Source organism: Sphingomonas sp. PL-96 (genome assembly GCF_020707215.1).
GTDB lineage: Bacteria > Pseudomonadota > Alphaproteobacteria > Sphingomonadales > Sphingomonadaceae > Sphingomonas.
In genome coordinates this window covers 10642-28509 of sequence record NZ_JAJFET010000007.1, presented here as the reverse complement: position 1 = coordinate 28509, position 17868 = coordinate 10642, and the positions used below count along the sequence as shown (strand labels likewise).

Sequence of the window (17868 nt, the reverse complement as noted above, 5' to 3'; positions counted from 1 at the left end):
CATGAGCGAGACGGACAACGACAAGCCGAAGCTGGGCGCGCGGGCACCGCTGGGGCTGAAGCGCACGGTGGAGACGGGCAAGGTGAAGCAGAGCTTCAGCCATGGCCGCTCCAACACCGTGGTCGTGGAGGTCAAGCGCCGCCGCGTGCTCGGCCGCCCGGGCGAAGAGCAGCAGCAGGGTGCACCTGTCGCTGCTCCGGAGGCTGCACCTGCGGCTGCTCCGGCACCGGCACCCGCTCCGGCGGCACCGCGTGCGCCCGCGCCGAACCCGGTTGCGGCGAACGCCGGCCTGTCGCGCCACGAGATCCAGGCAAAGCTGCTGCGGGAGGCCGAAGAGGCCCGCATGACCGCGCTTGAAGAGGGTCGCCGTCGTGACGAGCGCCTGCGCCAGGAAGCGCTGGAGCAGGAACAGCGCCGCGCGGAGGAAAACCGTCGTGCCGTGGAAGCGCCCGCGCCGGCACCTGCCGCACCGGCGGCTCCCGAACCTGCGCCCGAGCCCATGGTCGAGGCAGCGCCTGCCCCGGTTGCGACTCCGGCCCCCGCACCGGCAGCACCCGAGGTGCCGGCTCCGGTTGAGGCGGCACCTGTCGCGCCGACGCCTGCACCGGCACCTGCCGCGCCGGCCCCGGCGGCGGCTCCGGTAGCACAGGCTCCGAAGCCGGCGGCACCCGCACCGGCAGCACCCGCACCGGCGGCTGCCAGGCCCGCGGCGCCTGCCGCCCAGGCGCCGCGTCGCCCGGCCGCACCGCAGCGTCCGCCACAGCCGGCGCAGCCCGTGACGGTGCAGTTCGACTCGTCGCTGCCGGCGCCGCGTCGCTTCACTCCGGTGCAGCGTCCCGAGATCCCGAAGCCCGAGCCCAAGCCGGCTCCGGCCCCCACGCCAGCGCCGAGTGCTTCGCCTGCTTCGAACAACGCGTCGCCTGCCGCTAACCGGACGGGCGCAGCCCTGCCGCCGCGCCGCAACGATGCGCCGAGCCGGCCTGCGCCGTCACGCGACCGCAAGGGCGACGATCGTCGCCAGTCGGGCAAGCTCACCGTTACCCGCGCGCTGGGCGATGGTGATGGCGCGCGTGCGCGTTCGCTCGCTGCGCTGAAGCGTGCCCGCGAAAAGGAAAAGCGTCACTACGGCGGCCCGCGTGAACCGCAGGCCAAGCAGGTCCGCGACGTCAAGGTTCCGGAGGCGATCACCGTCCAGGAACTCGCCAACCGCATGGCGGAAAAGGGCGCCGACCTCGTCAAGACGCTGTTCAAGATGGGCATGCCCGTCACCATGACGCAGACCATCGACCAGGATACGGCCGAACTGCTGGTGACCGAGTTCGGGCACAACATCGTGCGCGTGTCGGACGCCGACATCGACCTGTCGATGGACACGACCGAGGATTCGGCCGAGCAGCTGAAGCCGCGTCCGCCGGTGGTCACGATCATGGGCCATGTCGACCACGGCAAGACCTCGCTGCTCGACGCGCTGCGCGGCACCGACGTGGTGCGCGGCGAGGCCGGCGGCATCACGCAGCACATCGGTGCCTATCAGGTGACGCTCAAGGACAAGTCGAAGATCACCTTCCTCGACACGCCGGGCCATGAAGCCTTCACCGAGATGCGTGCACGCGGTGCCGACGTCACCGACATCGTCATCCTGGTGGTGGCGGCCGACGACGGGCTGATGCCGCAGACGATCGAGGCGATCAACCACACCAAGGCGTCGGGCAAGCCGATGATCGTGGCGATCAACAAGATCGACAAGCACGAGGCGAACCCGCAGCGGGTGCGCGAGCGTCTGCTCGAGCACAACGTCCAGGTCGAGGAAATGGGCGGCGAGACGCAGGACGTCGAAGTCTCCGCGCTCAAGAAGATCGGTCTCGACACGCTGATCGAGAAGATCCAGCTGCAGGCCGAGCTGCTTGAACTGCAGGCCAACCCCGACCGTCAGGCCGAGGGTGCGGTGATCGAGGCGAAGCTCGACAAGGGCCGTGGTCCCGTCGCGACGATCCTCGTCAACCGCGGCACGCTCAAGGTCGGCGACGTGTTCGTCGTCGGCGCCGAGAGCGGCAAGGTCCGCGCGCTGATCGACGACAAGGGTCGCCAGGTGAAGCAGGCAGGGCCTGCGATGCCGGTCGAGGTGCTGGGCCTGTCGGGCGTCCCGATGGCCGGGGACCTGCTGCAGGTGGTGGAGAACGAGGCGCGTGCCCGCGAGGTCGCGGAATATCGTGCCGGCGTGATCCAGCAGAAGCGCACCACCAATGCACCCGCGAGCCTGGAGAGCATGTTCTCCGCGCTCAAGGACAAGCAGGCGATCGAATATCCGCTGGTGGTCAAGGCCGATACCCAGGGTACGGTCGAGGCGATCGTGGGCTCGCTCAACAAGATCTCGACCGACGAGATCCGGGTGCGCATCCTGCACTCGGGCGTCGGCGGCATCACCGAGAGCGACGTCACGCTGGCGGGTGCGTCCGGCGCGCCGATCATCGGCTTCAACGTCCGCCCGAACAGCAAGGCGCGCGAGATCGCCGAGCGGAACAAGGTGGCACTGAAGTATTACGACGTCATCTACGACCTGGTGGACGAGATCCGCGCCGGCATGGCGGGCGAGCTCGGACCCGAGGCGTTCGAGACCGTCGTCGGCCGCGCCGAGATCCGCGACGTCTTCTCCGCGGGCAAGACCGGCAAGGCTGCCGGTCTGCTGGTGGTCGAAGGGGTCATCCGCAAGGCGCTCAAGGCGCGCATCACGCGCAACGACGTCATCATCTACCAGGGCGAAATTGCCTCGCTCCGCCGGTTCAAGGATGATGTCGCCGAGGTTCGCGCTGGCCTGGAATGCGGTGTGACGTTCACGCAGAACTTCACCGACATCAAGGCCGGGGACTTCCTCGAGACCTTCGAGGTCGAGATGCGCGAGCGCACGCTCTGAGTATCCGTGTCACCCTGGTGGAAGCCGGGGTGACACGCCTTTTTGCTAAGATTGCATCATGAAGAACGAACCGCAGGAACGCTCCGTCCGCACGCTTCGCGTGGGCGAGCAGGTGCGCCATGTCCTGTCCGAGATCCTGCAGCGCGGTGACGTCCATGACGAGACGCTGGCCAAGCACATGGTATCGGTGACCGAGGTGCGCATGTCCCCGGACCTGCGCCACGCGACCGTGTTCGTGAAGCCGCTGCTGGGCAAGGACGAGGAAGCGGTGCTGAAGGCACTGCGCACCAACACCGCCTATCTCCAGCGCGAAGTCGCCCATCGGGTGAAGATGAAGTACGCGGCCAGGCTCAAGTTCCTGGCCGACGACAGCTTTGAGGAAGCCAGCCACATCGACGCGCTGCTGCGCGCGCCCAAGGTGGCGCAGGATCTGGGCGACGAGACCAGCGGCGACGATTGACGGCGCCGCCGGTAAGACGCATCTTACCAACATGGGCGCGCATACTCGGATCTCCGAAAAGGGGCAGGTGGTGGTGCCGAAGGCGGCGCGGGACCGCCTTGGGTGGATTCCCGGCACCGAACTGGAAATCGTCGAGACAACCGATGCGATCACATTGCGTCCGCGCCGCTCTGGTGGCCGGCTTGGTGTGGAGGAGGCGATCTCGCGGCTGCGTCAGCTGTACCAGCATGAGGGACCGCCGGTCGCCACCGACATGCTGAGCTGGTCCCCGGATGTGGATGACGATCCGGCGTGAAGGCAGTCGACACCAACGTCCTTGCCCGACTGATCCTGCAGGACGAGCCGAACCAGGCGCGGCTTGCCGAAACCGTTGTGCGGGAGCCGATATGGGTGTCGCACACGGTGTGGATCGAGCTCGGCTGGGTGCTCGGCAGGCGGCTTCGACTCGACCGTGTGATCGTGGCTGATGCGCTGGAAACGCTGCTGATGCTGGAGACCGTTCATGTCGCCGATCGCGACGGCCTGCTCTGGGCGGTCGATCGGTATCGCAAAGGCGCAGACTGGGGTGATGTCTCCATCTGGTCGCCGCCCGCGGAGTCGCCGACCGCTTCGTGACCTTTGACCAGGCGATCTCCGGGATCGAGGCGCCGCCCCTTTCGATCGAGACCCTCGCCTGATGGCCAAGCTGTATTTCTACTACGCGTCGATGAATGCGGGAAAGTCGACCACGCTGCTCCAGGCCGACTTCAACTATCGCGAGCGGGGGCTCACCACGCTGTTGTTCACCGCGGCGCTCGACGACCGGGCGGGCGCGGGGACGATCGGGTCGCGGATCGGGCTGTCGGCACCGGCTGCGATGTTCGATGCGGCGACCGACCTCCACGCCGCGGTGGCCGCCGAACCCCAGCCGGTCGGCTGCGTGCTGGTAGACGAGGCGCAATTCCTGGTTCCGGGGCAGGTCGACCAGCTTGCGCGCGTGGCCGACGAACTGGGCGTGCCGGTGCTCGCCTATGGCCTGCGCACCGATTTCCAGGGCGTGCTGTTCCCTGGCTCTGCACGGCTGCTCGCGATCGCCGATGCGCTGGTGGAGATCAAGTCGGTGTGCGTGTGCGGGCGCAAGGCGACCATGAACCTGCGCGTCGACGCGGCGGGGCGCGCGGTGCGCGAAGGCGCGCAGACCGAGATCGGCGGCAACGACCGCTACATCGCGCTCTGCCGCCGGCATTTCTGCGAGGCGATGCGGGGTTAGGAGCGACCGACGCTCCTCCCCCGTTTGCCTCGTGTAGGGATCGAGCTTGTCGAGAGCCTTGCGGCGGGTGCCGCGCATCGCCACTGACAAACCCATCATGGACATTGCACAAACCGCCTGGACCATTGCCGTGTGGCTCGTGCCGCTGGTGATCGCCATCGTCTTTCACGAGGTCGCGCATGGCGTGGTCGCCAACTGGCTGGGCGATCCGACCGCGGCCGAGCAGCGGCGGCTGACCCTCAACCCGATCCGCCACGCCGACCCGATCGGCACCGTCGCCTTGCCGCTGGTGCTGGCGGTGTCGGGCGCGCCGGTGTTCGGCTGGGCGAAGCCGGTGCCGGTCGACGCGCGGCGGTTACGCAATCCGCGCTGGCACATGGTGCTGGTGGCGCTTGCCGGACCGGGCATCAACCTGCTGCTGGCACTCACCGCCGCGTTGCTGATCGCGGTGGTGTCGAGCGTCACTGGCGGTGAGGCGGGGGCGGTGACCCGCTTCATCGTCAGCAACCTCATCAACTTCGTGCTGATCAACCTCTTCCTGGCGGTGTTCAACCTGCTGCCGGTGCCGCCGTTCGATGGCGGGCATGTCGTGCAGGGGCTGCTGCCGCGGTCGCTCGCCTGGCGCTATGCGCAGCTCGGGCGCTTCGGCATGCCGTTGCTGCTGATCCTGCTGCTGGTACTGCCGATGCTGTCGCCGCAGTTGAACGTGGTTGAGCGCGTGGTCTCGCCGATCGTGTTCGGCCTGGCCGAGGGGCTGCTGCGCCTCGTCGGGCTGGGGGGCTGAGCGATGCACGGTTGGATCTTGCTCGACAAGCCGCTGAGGCTCGGATCGACCCAGGGGGTGAGCGCGGTCAAACGCGCGCTGCGCGACGGCGGATATGGCAAGTTCAAGGTGGGTCACGGCGGCACCCTCGACCCGCTCGCGACCGGCGTGCTGCCGATCGCCTTGGGAGAGGCGACCAAGCTTGCCGGGCGGATGCTCGACAGCGACAAGGTCTATGACTTCACCGTGCAGTTCGGCGCGCAGACCGACACGCTCGACCTGGAGGGCGCGGTAATCGCGGAGTCGGACGTGCGCCCGACCCGCGCCGCGCTGGAGGCGGTGCTGGGGCGCTTCACCGGCCCGATCGCCCAGGTGCCACCCGCTTATTCGGCGCTCAAGGTGGACGGACAGCGCGCCTATGATCTCGCTCGTGCCGGCGAGGAGGTGGTGCTCAAGAGCCGCGACGTCACCATCCACGCGCTGACGATCGCCCAGGCGGGCGCGGGCGCGCTGGAGGAGGCAACCCTTACCGCCCATGTGTCGAAGGGCACTTATATCCGAAGCCTTGCGCGCGACATCGCGCTGGCGCTCGGCACCGTCGGGCATGTGACGATGCTGCGCCGGGTGAAGGCGGGGCCGTTCGGGCTGGAAACGGCCATTTCGCTGGACAAACTGGCGGAACTCGGTAAGGGCCACGCGCTTGCACAAGCGCTTCTGCCATTGAGGGCAGGGCTGGACGACATCCCGGCTTTTTCCCTCACCCCCGACCAGGCAGGGCGGCTCCGCCAGGGGCAGCAGTTGGTCGGGATCGCCGCTGACGATGGTCAGGCCTTTGCGACGCTGGACGCGGTTCCGGTCGCCCTGGTCGAGGTCCAGCACGGGGTCGCCCGTGTCGTTCGCGGCTTCAACCTCGAATAGAAAGGACGACGATGTCGATCACCCCGGAGCGCAAGGAAGCGCTGATCAACGAACACGCCCGCGAGAGCGGGGACACCGGCAGCCCCGAGGTTCAGGTCGCGATCCTGACCGAGCGGATTTCCAACCTGACCGAGCACTTCAAGACCCACGCGAAGGACAACCATTCGCGCCGCGGTCTGCTGATGCTGGTCAACAAGCGTCGTTCGCTGCTCGACTACCTCCGCAAGAAGGATGCCGAGCGCTACACCGCGCTGATCGCGAAGCTGGGTCTTCGCAAGTAAGGAACGGCGCCCCGCGGGGCGCCGTTTTCTTATCCCCAGACTGCCGGGGATATGGCACAAGGGCGTCGCCGCCTTCGGCGGTACCCACAAAATTCCTCCGACGTCTCTCTGCTGAAGCAGGACACGAAGGAGCAAGCAGGACCGGGCGCAATCCGGCGATCTGGTCCCGAGCCCTACGCGGCTCATCCCTGCGGGCGGTGCCCGCAAGCTGCCCCGGCCGGCATCGGGCCGCCGGAGTGAAGGAAACGACATGTTCGATATCAAGAAGACCAGCATCGAGTGGGGCGGCAAGACCCTGACGCTCGAGACGGGCCGCGTCGCCCGCCAGGCCGATGGCGCGGTGATCGCGACCCTCGGCGAGACGGTGGTGCTGTGCGCCGTGACCGCCGCGCGCTCGGTGAAGGAAGGCCAGGACTTCTTCCCGCTGACCGTTCACTATCAGGAGAAGTATTCGGCTGCGGGTCGTATCCCGGGCGGCTTCTTCAAGCGTGAGCGCGGTGCGACCGAGAAGGAGACGCTGACCAGCCGCCTGATCGATCGCCCGATCCGTCCGCTGTTCCCGGAAGGCTTCTACAACGAGATCAACGTCATTGCTCAGGTGCTGAGCTATGACGGCGAGAACGAGCCGGACATCGTCGCGATGATCGCCGCGTCGGCCGCGCTCACCATCTCGGGCGTGCCGTTCATGGGCCCGATCGGCGCTGCCCGCGTCGGCTACCAGGACGGCGAGTACATCCTCAACCCGACGCTGGAGCAGACCAAGGCCGGCGAGCTCGACCTGGTTGTTGCCGCCACCGGCGACGCGGTGATGATGGTCGAGTCCGAAGCCAAGGAGCTTTCGGAAGAGGTCATGCTGGGCGCCGTCGTGTTCGCGCATGACGCGTCGAAGAAGATCGTCAACGCGATCATCGACCTGGCCGAGCAGGCTGCCAAGGACCCCTGGGAGCTGACCCCGGTCGCCGACCAGTCCAAGCAGAAGAAGAAGCTCAAGGACCTGATCGGCGCCGATCTGGCCGCAGCCTACAAGCTGACCGGCAAGCAGGACCGTCAGAACGCGATCAACGACGCCCGTACCAAGGCGCGCGAAGCATTCGCGGACCTGAAGGAAAGCGATCCCGCGCAGTATCTGGGCGTCCTCAAGCTCGTGAAGAAGCTCGAGGCGGACGTGGTGCGCACCGCGATCCTGAAGGACGGCCGCCGCATCGACGGCCGCGACACCAAGACGGTGCGTCCGATCGAGGCGATGGTGCACTTCCTGCCGCGCACGCACGGTTCGGCACTGTTCACCCGCGGTGAGACCCAGGCGATCTGCTCGACCACGCTTGGCACCAAGGACGCCGAGCAGATGATCGACGGCCTGAACGGGCTGCACTACGAGCACTTCATGCTGCACTATAACTTCCCGCCCTATTCGGTCGGTGAAGTGGGCCGCTTCGGTGCGCCGGGTCGTCGCGAAGTCGGCCACGGCAAGCTCGCCTGGCGCGCGCTGCACCCGGTGCTGCCGACGAAGGAAGAGTTCCCCTACACGATCCGCGTCCTGTCGGACATCACCGAGTCCAACGGCTCCTCGTCGATGGCGACGGTGTGCGGCGGTTCGCTGTCGATGATGGACGCGGGCGTGCCGCTCAAGCGTCCGGTCTCGGGCATCGCGATGGGCCTGATCCTGGAGGGCAAGGACTTCGCCGTGATCTCCGACATCCTGGGTGACGAAGATCACCTGGGCGACATGGACTTCAAGGTGGCGGGCACGTCGGAGGGCATCACCAGCCTTCAGATGGACATCAAGATCGCCGGCATCACCGAGGAGATCATGAAGGTCGCGCTGGCACAGGCCAAGGAAGGCCGTGCGCACATCCTGGGCGAGATGAACAAGGCCCTGGGTGAGACCCGGACCGAGCTTTCGGCCCATGCCCCGCGCATCGAGACCTTCACGATCGACAAGTCGAAGATCCGTGACGTCATCGGCACCGGCGGCAAGGTGATCCGCGAGATCGTCGCCACCACCGGCGCCAAGGTCGACATCGACGACGAGGGCGTGATCAAGGTCAGCTCGTCCGACACCGCGCAGATCGAGGCCGCGATCAACTGGATCAAGGGCATCGTCGAAGAGGCCGAGGTCGGCAAGATCTACACCGGCAAGGTCGTCAACATCGTCGACTTCGGTGCGTTCGTGAACTTCATGGGCGGCAAGGACGGCCTCGTCCATGTCTCCGAGATGAAGAACGAGCGCGTCGAGAAGCCGGGTGACGTCGTCACCGAAGGCCAGGAAGTTAAGGTCAAGGTCCTCGAAGTCGACCAGCGCGGCAAGGTTCGCCTGTCGATGCGCGTCGTCGACCAGGAAACCGGTGCCGAGCTGGAGGACACGCGTCCGGCCCGCGAACCGCGCGAGCCGCGCGGCGATCGCGGTCCGCGCCGTGAGGGTGGTGACCGTGGCGACCGCGGCCCCCGCCGCGAGGGTGGCGAGCGTGGCGGCGAGCGCCGTCGCGAGCGCGGCCCGCGCCGCGAGCGCAGCGAGGGTGAAGGCCAGGGCGGCGACAACGGTGGCGACATCGGCCTGCCGTCGTTCATCACCGACAAGTGATCGTCTGATCTCCTGTCCTGAGAAGGGGGCCTGCGGCGACGCAGGCCCCTTTTTCATGAAAGGGGCCGCGGCGGCCTGCGCGGGCGGGAGATTGCCCGCAGGCTCCGGCTCGGGCAGGAGTGGTACAAAGGGGGAATGGGAACAATGTCGACACAGCGGGCGCCGCAAAGCCCGACGACTCGCCTGCTGGAGCGGCTGCCCATTGCGGCGGATCGGCCATGGATCGGCGTGTCGGTGACGCTGGTGAGCGTGGTGATCGGCTTTGTGGTGCGGTGGGTTGCCGATCCGGTGCTGCCGTCCGGCTTTCCCTTTGTCAGCTTCTTCCCCGTCGTGATCCTCATCTCGTTCCTGTTCGGGGTGCGGTTCGGGACCCTGGCAGCGGTGCTGTGCGGACTGCTGGCGTGGCGGTTCTTTATCCCGCCGTACGACACCTGGGCGCTGACGCCCGGCTCCACGCTTGCGCTGCTGTTCTATGTCTTCGTGGTCGTGACCGACATGGCGCTGGTCCACTGGATGCAGCGCGCGAACCGAAATCTGGCGCGCGAACGCGAGCTCAGCCGCGCGCTTGCCGATACGCGCGAGCTGCTCTTCAACGAACTGCAACATCGGGTTTCGAACAATCTGCAGGTCGCAGCCGGCCTGTTGTCGATCCAGAAGCGGCAGGTGTCCGACAGCGCCGCGCGCGCCGCGCTGGACGAGGCGGCACGCCGGCTCGCGCTGATCGGCCGGATCAGCCGCCAGCTCTACGATGCGGGCGGTGCCACCCGGACGATGCGCGAGTTCCTGGAACCGCTGTGCGCCGATGTGATCGAGGCAAGCGGGCGTACCGGCATCCGCTGCACGATCGATGTCGCAGCGGACGCGCCCCTGTCGCCGGATGCCGCCGTGCCCCTGGCGCTGATCGTGGCGGAGGCGATGGCCAACGCCATCGAACATGGTTTCCGCGACCGCGCGACGGGCCATATCGAGGTGCATCTGGCGCGGGATGGCCGGGACATGGTGAAGGTCGAGGTCCGCGACGATGGCCACGGCCTGCCGGAAGGGTTCAACATCGAGGCATCGGACAGCCTGGGCCTCAGGATCGCGACCATGCTAGCGAGCCAGCTCAACGGACGGTTCGACCTCGTCCGGGAGAAGGTGACCACCGCACGCCTGTTGCTGCCGGCCTGAACTGCCAAGGGAACTGCGCACCCGCCCATGCGCTGACCGCGAACACCCTTATCGAAGGAGGCGCGCCGTGGACGACGAACGGGTCTGGCAATTTGAGGAAAGCCTGTGGACGGGAGATGCGGAGCATTATCGCGCCTCCATCGACGACGAGAGCGTGATGGTGTTACCCGCCAAGCCGTTCGTGGTCACCGGCGCACAGGCTGCGGACGCGGTTTCGGATACGCCGCGGTGGGAATCCGTCGCCTTCTCCAACCAGCAGGTCATGCGGCCGCAGGAAGGCCTGATCGTGATCGGCTATACGGCAGAGGCTGTGCGGGGCGAGGAGCGTTATGTCGCGCACTGCACCTCGACCTATCGCCGCCTGGCGCACGAGGAGTGGCGCGTGGTCCAACATCAGCAGACGCCGCCGCCGGTCGCGGAGGCCAGGGAAGGCTGAAGGTGGTGAGTGGGGAGCTTCTGTTGCCCGGTGCTCCCCGTACCGCTGGAATCCGCTTCTGTTGCCCGGTGCGGTCCAACCGCGCATTTTAGTCTAACCTTAGGCCGTTAAGCCGTGGGGTTAGGCCGCAATAGCGAGTGCTTCGTTATCGTTGGCACTTGTGTAATGGGCCGTTGCGGTGGTCCCATTCCGAGCGAAAACAGCGCCTTTCAACACACGTCGATCCTGGTTCGGCCCCGTCAGGACCGGCCTGGAAGGCTGGTTCTGGTGGAGCCGCCGGGTACTGCCCCCGGGTCCGCTGCGCCTAGTCTACGCCGCAGTTTATCGCCATATCCGGCCGAAGCCGACAAAGCGCATATAGCGGCTCGGTTCGGTTAATTAAAGCCTGCGATGGTCTTTTCACGGCCACAATGCGCTGGCATGGGCTTCTGTAAGATGTTGACCCAGCGTTCCCGTTATGCGCTGCGCGCAATGTTGTTCCTGGCCGCCCAACCGCCGAGCGTCGCACCCACCCCGATGCACCGGATCGCGACCGGGGCCAATGTGCCGCGCAAGTTCCTTGAGCTGATCCTGGCGGACCTGCGCGAGGCCGGTTTCCTTTTGTCCACGCGTGGCAAGGCCGGCGGCTATCGGCTCGCCCGTCCCAGCCACCTGATTTCGCTGGGCGAGATCATCCGCGTGATCGAAGGGCCGCTCGCTCTGGTGCCCTGCGTCAGCCGTACTGCCTATCGGCCGTGCAACGACTGCAAGGACGAGGCGGCCTGCGCCATCCGCATCGCGATGGCGCGCGTGCGCGACGAGACTGCGCGCATTCTCGACGGCACCAGCCTGGCCGACGCCACGGCCGAGGAACTGGCAGCCGCCTGAGCCCCGCGCCGGCCCGGGCGGGAGCCCGGCTCACGGCCTGCGAGAGCCCGGCGGACGCTCAGATCTCCTTCATCGCTTCCAGCAGCCGCTTCACTTCCTGCGAGCGGCCGCGCGGCAGGATCAGAATGTCCTCGCCGTTAGCGACCACGATCAGGTCCTTCACGCCGACCATGGCGATGCGGGCGCGGTCTGTGCGGACCAGGCAGCCGCTGGTGTCGAGCGTCAAAACCTCGCCGCCACAGACATTGTTGTTCTCGTCGCGCCGGCTGATCGCGTGCAGCGCGTCCCAGCTGCCGACGTCGCTCCAGCCCATGGCGACCGGCACCACTGCCACGCGCTCCGCCTTTTCCATCACCGCATAGTCGATCGACTGGGCAGGCGAGGCGGAAAACGCCTCTGCATCGGGATAGACTCGCTTGCCCTCATGCCGGGCGCGGCGCATCGCGGTTTCGGCTGCTTCCCGCATATCGGGCGCATAGGTGCCGAGCGCTTCCAGATACATGTCGGCGCGGAACAGGAAGATGCCCCCGTTCCACGCATGGTTGCCGTCCGCCAGCATCGCCTCTGCCCGCTCCAGCGCAGGCTTTTCAACGAAGCTTTCGACGCGATGCGCGCCGGGCGCGATCTCCTCGCCGACCTTGATCCAGCCATAGCCCGTTTCCGCAGCATCGGGCGCAATACCAAAGGTGACCAGCCACCCTTCGGAAACCAGCGGCAGCGCCGCCTCGATCGCCGCGTGAAAGGCCGGTACGTCGGCGATGACGTGGTCCGACGGCATCACCAGCAGCGGCGTGGCGCCGCTCCCAGCTGCCGCGGCGGCAAGCGCGATTGCGGGTGCGGTGTTGCGGCCAGCCGGCTCCAGCACCAGCGCCTGTGCGGCGGCGCCGACCTCGCCGAGCTGCTCCTCGATCTCCTGGGCATGAGCGACATTGGCGACAACGATCGGTGCGCCGAATCGCGGGCCCGACGCACGGCGTGCGGTCAGCTGGAGCATGGTTTCTTCCGCCGTCAGGCTCAGCAACTGCTTGGGCCGGTCGCTCGTGGATATCGGCCACAGCCGTGTCCCGGATCCTCCCGACAGGATGACGGGGACGATCGCGGTCTGTGAAGGCATGTGGCGTTCTCCAGTGAGAAAAGGCGGTCGCTATGGTAAGCGCCTTATTAGACGTCAGGATGACGCGCTGCACAACGCCTGGTTGGCCCGTCTGTTCAGCGTTTCTTTGCGTCTTGGTGCAACAGGGAAGGGGTGCCGGCCGAGGAAGTCTTCGGCCAGGAAACCGGGCGTCATGATCAGGCTGTTCAAACACTATATTCCCTATGCCGTGCTGTTGCTCGGCCTGCTGGATTTCGCGCTGCTGATGGGGGCGGCGGAGCTCGGCTGGATCGTGCGTGCGGGGCAGATCGGCATGGCGGTGGAGCCGATCCAGACCCGGATCCCCAGGCTGTTGAGTTTCGCAGGCGCGCTCGAGCTCGCGATGATCGCGGTTGGCGTCTATGGCGCCGAGGCACTGCAATCGCTGCGCTTTGCGGCGGCGCGGCTGCTGGTCGCCATCGGTCTCGGCGCGATCGTGCTGGCGGTGCTGTTCTTTGTGATGCCGGCGATCACCTTCTGGCGATCCAACCTGCTCTATGGGCTGGGTTTTGCGGCGCTGTTGTTGATGTTGCTGCGCATCCTTCTCGGACGGACCCTCGGGGGCCATGCGTTCAAGCGCCGGGTGGTGGTGCTGGGGGCCGGTCCTCGCGCGGCGCGGCTGAAGGCCCTGGCCGCGTCGCCCGGCGCTGCGTTCGTGGTCGTCGGCTATGTCGGCATGGGCGAGGCGAAGCCCGCCATGGCTGAGGCGATCGGGCGGGAAGCGATCAACAACCTGGCCGATCACGTCGTGCTGCTCAACGCGGGCGAAGTGGTGCTGGCGCTGGAGGAGCGGCGCAATTCGCTGCCGCTGAAGGACCTGCTGCGGATCAAGACCACCGGCGTCCATGTGAACGAGCTGTCGACCTTTCTGGAGCGGGAGACCGGTCGCGTCGATCTCGACAGCGTGAACCCGTCCTGGCTGATCTTTTCCGACGGTTTCTCGTCCGGGCGCATGTTCTCCAGCATGTTCAAGCGGCTGTTCGACGTGACGGTCAGCCTGTTGCTGCTGGTGCTCGTGTTTCCCGTGCTCATCGTGGCGGCGCTTGCCATCAAGCTCGATAGCCGCGGCTCCGTCTTCTATCGTCAGCGCCGGATCGGCCTGTATGGCATCGCCTTCAACATCCTGAAGCTGCGCTCGATGCGGGTCGATGCGGAGACCGGCGGCAATGCGGTCTGGGCCGAAAAGGACGATCCGCGCATCACCCGCGTCGGCCGCGTCCTGCGCAAGCTGCGCATCGACGAACTCCCCCAGTGCTGGAGCGTGCTGAAGGGCGACATGAGCTTCGTCGGCCCGCGTCCGGAACGGCCCCAGTTCGTCGACGATCTGGAGCAGCAGCTGCCCTATTATGCCGAGCGCCACATGGTGAAGCCGGGCATTACCGGCTGGGCGCAGATCAACTATCCCTATGGCGCCTCGATCGAGGATGCGCGCCAGAAGCTGGAATACGACCTCTACTACGCGAAGAACTACTCGCCCTTTCTGGACCTGCTGATCCTGTTGCAGACGGTGCGCGTGGTGATCTGGCCCGAAGGGGCGCGCTGAGTGCTGCCCAACCTCATCCTGTGGAGCCATGCGCTTGCGGCGCTGCTGTTCGGGATGCTGGCCTTGCTGGCGGCCCGCGCTTCGGAACTGCCCCGGGCGATCCGGGTGAACTTCGCCGCCGCCCTGGTGCTGACCGGGCTGTGGGCGCTCGCCGTCGCCGGCATCGGCACCGAGGATCCGGTAACGCTGGTGATGGAGGGCGCGCGCAATCTTGCGTGGTTGTCGGTGATGCTGGTGATCCACCGCTGGGGCGGCGCTCGCTTCCTGACGCTGCCGGTCGCCTATGGCATGGTGGCGCTGGTCGTGGTGCTGCAGATCATCCTGCAACTGCTCGCCACGGGATCGCAATCCGAGGCGGCTGGCGTCGGGCTGATGCGGACCGCGCTGCTGATGCGGGCGTTGGCGGCCGCCGGCGGGCTGGTGCTGCTCTATGGCCTGAGCACGGGGCTCGGCCGTTCGGGGCTCCGCCTGCCGATGACGGCGATCGGCGCGCTCTGGCTGATCGACGTCAATCTGAGCGCAGTACGCTATCTGTCGGGCCAGGCACCGCAGGAATTCCAAGCGATGCGCGGCTTCGCGCTGGCGCTTCTCGCCGGGGTGATCGCGCTTGCGTTCCACCGCAGCGGTGGGCGGGAGCTGCGGGTGTCGCGCAAGGCGACCCTGCACTCGCTCTCCGCCCTCGGGCTGCTCGGCTATGTGCTGATGATGGTGGTCGGCAACAGCGTGCTGGCGGCCATCGGCGGCGTACATGCCCGCCTGCTGCAGACCGCGTTCGTGTTCGGGGCAAGTGCTGCGATCCTGACCCTCATGTCCTCGACCTGGTTGCGTGCCTGGATGCGGGTGATGCTGACCAAGCATCTGTTTCAGCACCGCTATGACTATCGTGTCGAATGGGCGCGCTTCACCGAGACGCTGGGCAGGCCGCAGGGCGGCGCACCGCTTGCAGAGCGCGTGGCCAAGGCGATCGCCGACCTGACCGAGTCGCCCGCTGGCATGTTGTTGATCGCGGGCGATGAGGGGCTGGAGCGGGCGGCCGGCTGGAACTGGCCCGCGGACGGTTCCGCTCCGGAACCTGCCGGCGCACTTGCCCGCCATCTGTCCGACACCGGGCGCGTGCTCGAACTCGACGCCGTTCGCGCCGGCACCGCCGAGGCGATGGACGCGCAAGCGATCCCGGCGTGGATGCTGGACCTGCCGGATGCGTGGGTGCTGGTCCCGCTGCCGCATCTGGGGCAGCTCGTGGGCGTGATCCTGCTGGCGCGGCCGCCGCTCGGCCGCGCGCTCGACTGGGAGGACTTTGATCTGCTCAAGATCGCCGGGCGCCAGGTGGCAAGCTATCTGGCCGAGGCGCGCGCGACCGAAGCCTTGCTGGAGGCGCAGCGCTTCGACGAGTTCAACCGGCGCTTCGCGTTCATCCTCCACGACCTGAAGAATCTGGTGAGCCAGCTGAGCCTGGTTGCGCGCAATGCCGAGCGGCATGCGGATAACCCCGAGTTTCGCGCCGACATGGTGGCGACGCTGCAGGAATCGGCTGCGCGCATGAACGATCTGCTCGGCCGGCTTGCCCAGCGCCAGCCGACGCCGGCGGGAGCCCCGCGGCCGGTCGACCTGGCGGCGGTGGTCCGCACCATGGCGGAAGCACGGCGCGCGCAGCACCCCGTTCTCGCCGAGGTGCCGGAACCAGTGCGCGCCGTCGCCGATGCCGCGCGGCTGGAGCAGCTGCTCGGGCATCTGGTGCAGAATGCGATCGATGCGAGCGCGCCGGACGCCCCGGTGTTGCTGCGCGTCGGCCATGTCGAGGAAATGGCGCTGGTCGAGGTGATCGACCAGGGCCGCGGCATGTCGCCGGCGTTTGTGCGCGATCGGCTGTTCAAGCCGTTCGTCTCGTCCAAGCCCAACGGCTTCGGTATCGGGGCGTATGAGGCGAACCAGCTCGCGCAGGCGATGGGCGGGCGGATCGAGGTCATGAGTCGCGAAGGGCAGGGATCGACGTTTCGCGTGTTGCTGCCGCGCGTACGCCAAGCGAGCATGGAGGAGGCGGCATGAGTGCCGAGACGCGACGGCTGCTGATCGTGGAAGACGATCTGGGCCTCCAGCGCCAGCTGCGCTGGGCGTATGAGGGCTATGCGATCACCGCCGTCGGCGACCGGGAGGCGGCGCTGGCTGCCCTGCGCGCGGAGGAGCCGGCGGTGGTGACGCTCGACCTGGGACTGCCACCCGATCCGGACGGCACCAGCGAGGGCTTCGCCACGCTGGAGGCGATGCTGGCGCTCAAGCCCGACACCAAGATCATCGTCGCGTCCGGCCACGGGGCTCGGGAAAGCGCTTTGAAGGCGATCGCAATGGGGGCGTTCGATTTCTACTCCAAGCCGATCGACATCGACACGCTGGGGCTGATCGTCGCCCGCGCCTTTCACGTCCATGCGCTGGAGGCGGAGAACCGCCGGCTCGCCGCGCGGATCGAGGGGGAAACGGCACTGGGCGGCATGCTGACCGCGGCGCCCGAAATGCTGAAGGTCACCCGCACCATCGAGCGGGTAGCGCCGGCCGACGTGTCGGTGCTGCTGCTCGGCGCATCGGGCACCGGCAAGGAACTGCTGGCCCGCGGGCTGCATGACTCAAGCCCACGCGCCAAGGGCGCGTTCGTCGCGATCAACTGCGCCGCGATCCCCGAGACGTTGCTCGAAAGCGAGCTGTTCGGGCACGAAAAGGGCGCGTTCACCGGCGCGATCAAGACCACCGCGGGCAAGATCGAGAGCGCGCATGGCGGTACCCTGTTCCTGGACGAGATCGGCGACGTGCCGCTGCCCTTGCAGGTCAAGCTGCTGCGCTTCCTGCAGGAACGGGTGATCGAACGCATCGGTGGGCGCAAAGCCATCCCGGTCGACACCCGCATCGTGTGCGCGACGCACCAGGATCTCGACGCGATGGTCGCGGACGGGCGGTTCCGCGAAGATCTCTACTATCGCCTGGCCGAGATCGTGGTGCGCATCCCCTCGCTGGCCGAACGGCCGGGCGATGCCGCGCTGCTCGCGCGCCATTTCCTGCGTCGCTACGCCCGCCAGATGAACGCAGGGGTGAAGGGCTTTGCGGCCGATGCGCTGGCGGCGATCGACGCCTGGGGCTGGCCCGGCAACGTCCGCGAGCTGGAAAACCGGGTGAAGCGCGCCGTCATCATGGCCGACGGCAAGCAGGTCACCGCCGCCGACCTCGACCTGGACGACCGCGAGGCGGAACCGATCAACCTGAAGGCGATCCGCGAGGAGGCCGACCGCCGGGCCATCCGCCACGCGCTGGCACGGGCGCAAGGCAACATCTCCGGCACGGCGCGACTGCTGGGGATCAGTCGGCCGACGCTCTATGATCTGATGAAGGCGTATGACTTGCAGCCATGATGGCGGCACTGCCTAACGCCTGCGCAGCCTCGCAGATCATCAGATTTCCGCAGGAGCAGGGAAAATGAGGGGCGGGCACCTGCACCCGTAAACGCGGGGGTGCTGATACAGAAACGGCGCCGGTGGGGTACCACCGACGCCGTTTCGCTAGATCAGAGGCTC

Annotated in this window: 16 protein-coding genes and 1 other RNA gene; 15 read left to right on the top strand and 2 right to left on the bottom strand. The window is 67.3% G+C overall.

Annotated elements, in window-relative coordinates:
* Position 1 precedes the first annotated feature (1 nt).
* The 11 genes from infB (at position 2) to LK533_RS12920 (ending at position 10769) form a co-directional block, all read left to right on the top strand.
* Positions 2-2911 carry a translation initiation factor IF-2 gene (infB, locus tag LK533_RS12970; RefSeq protein ID WP_229363457.1) on the top strand — a complete coding sequence of 970 codons (2910 nt, stop codon included), beginning with the start codon at positions 2-4 and terminating at the stop codon, positions 2909-2911.
* A 58-nt stretch (positions 2912-2969) separates the two neighbouring features.
* A complete protein-coding gene (gene rbfA / locus LK533_RS12965; RefSeq protein ID WP_229363456.1) occupies positions 2970-3371 on the top strand; it encodes a 30S ribosome-binding factor RbfA in 402 nt (133 codons plus the stop codon).
* A gap of 31 nt (positions 3372-3402) precedes the next feature.
* The gene (locus tag LK533_RS12960) at positions 3403-3666 is read left to right on the top strand and encodes an AbrB/MazE/SpoVT family DNA-binding domain-containing protein (RefSeq protein WP_229363455.1); all 264 of its coding nucleotides are present in this window, start codon (positions 3403-3405) and stop codon (positions 3664-3666) included.
* Complete coding sequence (locus tag LK533_RS12955) at positions 3663-3986, top strand: type II toxin-antitoxin system VapC family toxin (protein ID WP_229363453.1); 324 nt, start codon at positions 3663-3665, stop codon at positions 3984-3986. The genes LK533_RS12960 and LK533_RS12955 overlap by 4 nt, the downstream gene beginning before the upstream one ends.
* A 61-nt stretch (positions 3987-4047) precedes the next feature.
* Positions 4048-4620: a thymidine kinase gene (locus LK533_RS12950; RefSeq protein ID WP_229363452.1), complete on the top strand. Its 573-nt coding sequence runs from the start codon at positions 4048-4050 to the stop codon at positions 4618-4620.
* 97 nt (positions 4621-4717) lie between these two features.
* The gene (locus LK533_RS12945; RefSeq protein WP_229363450.1) at positions 4718-5404 is read left to right on the top strand and encodes a site-2 protease family protein; all 687 of its coding nucleotides are present in this window, start codon (positions 4718-4720) and stop codon (positions 5402-5404) included.
* Between the two features lie 3 nt (positions 5405-5407).
* Positions 5408-6301: a tRNA pseudouridine(55) synthase TruB gene (gene truB, locus LK533_RS12940; RefSeq protein WP_229363449.1), complete on the top strand. Its 894-nt coding sequence runs from the start codon at positions 5408-5410 to the stop codon at positions 6299-6301.
* A gap of 11 nt (positions 6302-6312) precedes the next feature.
* Positions 6313-6582 (top strand): 30S ribosomal protein S15, encoded by a 270-nt coding sequence (gene rpsO / locus LK533_RS12935; RefSeq protein WP_125962122.1) that lies wholly within the window; start codon positions 6313-6315, stop codon positions 6580-6582.
* A 250-nt stretch (positions 6583-6832) separates the two neighbouring features.
* Positions 6833-9163 carry a polyribonucleotide nucleotidyltransferase gene (gene pnp, locus LK533_RS12930; protein ID WP_229363448.1) on the top strand — a complete coding sequence of 777 codons (2331 nt, stop codon included), beginning with the start codon at positions 6833-6835 and terminating at the stop codon, positions 9161-9163.
* 144 nt (positions 9164-9307) lie between these two features.
* On the top strand, positions 9308-10333 hold the full coding sequence (locus LK533_RS12925; RefSeq protein ID WP_229363447.1) for a sensor histidine kinase: 1026 nt from the start codon (positions 9308-9310) through the stop codon (positions 10331-10333).
* Between the two features lie 67 nt (positions 10334-10400).
* Complete coding sequence (locus LK533_RS12920; RefSeq protein ID WP_229363446.1) at positions 10401-10769, top strand: DUF4440 domain-containing protein; 369 nt, start codon at positions 10401-10403, stop codon at positions 10767-10769.
* Between the two features lie 8 nt (positions 10770-10777).
* On the opposite strand, the gene ssrA is transcribed toward LK533_RS12920, so the two are convergent.
* Positions 10778-11156, bottom strand: a transfer-messenger RNA (tmRNA) gene (gene ssrA / locus LK533_RS12915).
* Positions 11157-11204: 48 nt separating this feature from the next.
* Between ssrA and LK533_RS12910 the strand changes: the two genes are divergently transcribed.
* Positions 11205-11636 carry an RrF2 family transcriptional regulator gene (locus LK533_RS12910; RefSeq protein WP_125962126.1) on the top strand — a complete coding sequence of 144 codons (432 nt, stop codon included), beginning with the start codon at positions 11205-11207 and terminating at the stop codon, positions 11634-11636.
* A 58-nt stretch (positions 11637-11694) separates the two neighbouring features.
* Here the strand turns inward: LK533_RS12910 and LK533_RS12905 are convergent, their stop codons facing one another.
* Positions 11695-12750 (bottom strand): mannose-1-phosphate guanylyltransferase/mannose-6-phosphate isomerase, encoded by a 1056-nt coding sequence (locus LK533_RS12905; protein WP_229363445.1) that lies wholly within the window; start codon positions 12748-12750, stop codon positions 11695-11697.
* A 172-nt stretch (positions 12751-12922) separates the two neighbouring features.
* On the opposite strand from LK533_RS12905, the gene LK533_RS12900 reads away from it, so the two are divergent.
* From LK533_RS12900 to prsR, 3 genes are read left to right on the top strand one after another with little or no spacing between them, the layout of a single operon-like run.
* A complete protein-coding gene (locus tag LK533_RS12900; protein WP_229363444.1) occupies positions 12923-14311 on the top strand; it encodes a TIGR03013 family XrtA/PEP-CTERM system glycosyltransferase in 1389 nt (462 codons plus the stop codon).
* Positions 14312-16357: an XrtA/PEP-CTERM system histidine kinase PrsK gene (gene prsK, locus LK533_RS12895; protein ID WP_229363442.1), complete on the top strand. Its 2046-nt coding sequence runs from the start codon at positions 14312-14314 to the stop codon at positions 16355-16357.
* The gene (gene prsR, locus LK533_RS12890) at positions 16354-17706 is read left to right on the top strand and encodes a PEP-CTERM-box response regulator transcription factor (RefSeq protein ID WP_229363441.1); all 1353 of its coding nucleotides are present in this window, start codon (positions 16354-16356) and stop codon (positions 17704-17706) included. The genes prsK and prsR overlap by 4 nt, the downstream gene beginning before the upstream one ends.
* Positions 17707-17868 lie beyond the last annotated feature (162 nt).

Bases quoted from the DNA above. Each gene is read 5' to 3' on its own strand.
- LK533_RS12960 (WP_229363455.1), top strand. From the start codon at position 3,403: ATGGGCGCGCATACTCGGATCTCCGAAAAGGGGCAGGTGGTGGTGCCG.
- LK533_RS12905 (WP_229363445.1), bottom strand. From the start codon at position 12,750: ATGCCTTCACAGACCGCGATCGTCCCCGTCATCCTGTCGGGAGGATCC.
- LK533_RS12925 (WP_229363447.1), top strand. From the start codon at position 9,308: ATGTCGACACAGCGGGCGCCGCAAAGCCCGACGACTCGCCTGCTGGAG.
- rpsO (WP_125962122.1), top strand. From the start codon at position 6,313: ATGTCGATCACCCCGGAGCGCAAGGAAGCGCTGATCAACGAACACGCC.
- truB (WP_229363449.1), top strand. From the start codon at position 5,408: ATGCACGGTTGGATCTTGCTCGACAAGCCGCTGAGGCTCGGATCGACC.
- infB (WP_229363457.1), top strand. From the start codon at position 2: ATGAGCGAGACGGACAACGACAAGCCGAAGCTGGGCGCGCGGGCACCG.
- prsR (WP_229363441.1), top strand. From the start codon at position 16,354: ATGAGTGCCGAGACGCGACGGCTGCTGATCGTGGAAGACGATCTGGGC.
- LK533_RS12910 (WP_125962126.1), top strand. From the start codon at position 11,205: ATGTTGACCCAGCGTTCCCGTTATGCGCTGCGCGCAATGTTGTTCCTG.
- LK533_RS12950 (WP_229363452.1), top strand. From the start codon at position 4,048: ATGGCCAAGCTGTATTTCTACTACGCGTCGATGAATGCGGGAAAGTCG.
- rbfA (WP_229363456.1), top strand. From the start codon at position 2,970: ATGAAGAACGAACCGCAGGAACGCTCCGTCCGCACGCTTCGCGTGGGC.
- LK533_RS12945 (WP_229363450.1), top strand. From the start codon at position 4,718: ATGGACATTGCACAAACCGCCTGGACCATTGCCGTGTGGCTCGTGCCG.
- pnp (WP_229363448.1), top strand. From the start codon at position 6,833: ATGTTCGATATCAAGAAGACCAGCATCGAGTGGGGCGGCAAGACCCTG.
- LK533_RS12900 (WP_229363444.1), top strand. From the start codon at position 12,923: ATGATCAGGCTGTTCAAACACTATATTCCCTATGCCGTGCTGTTGCTC.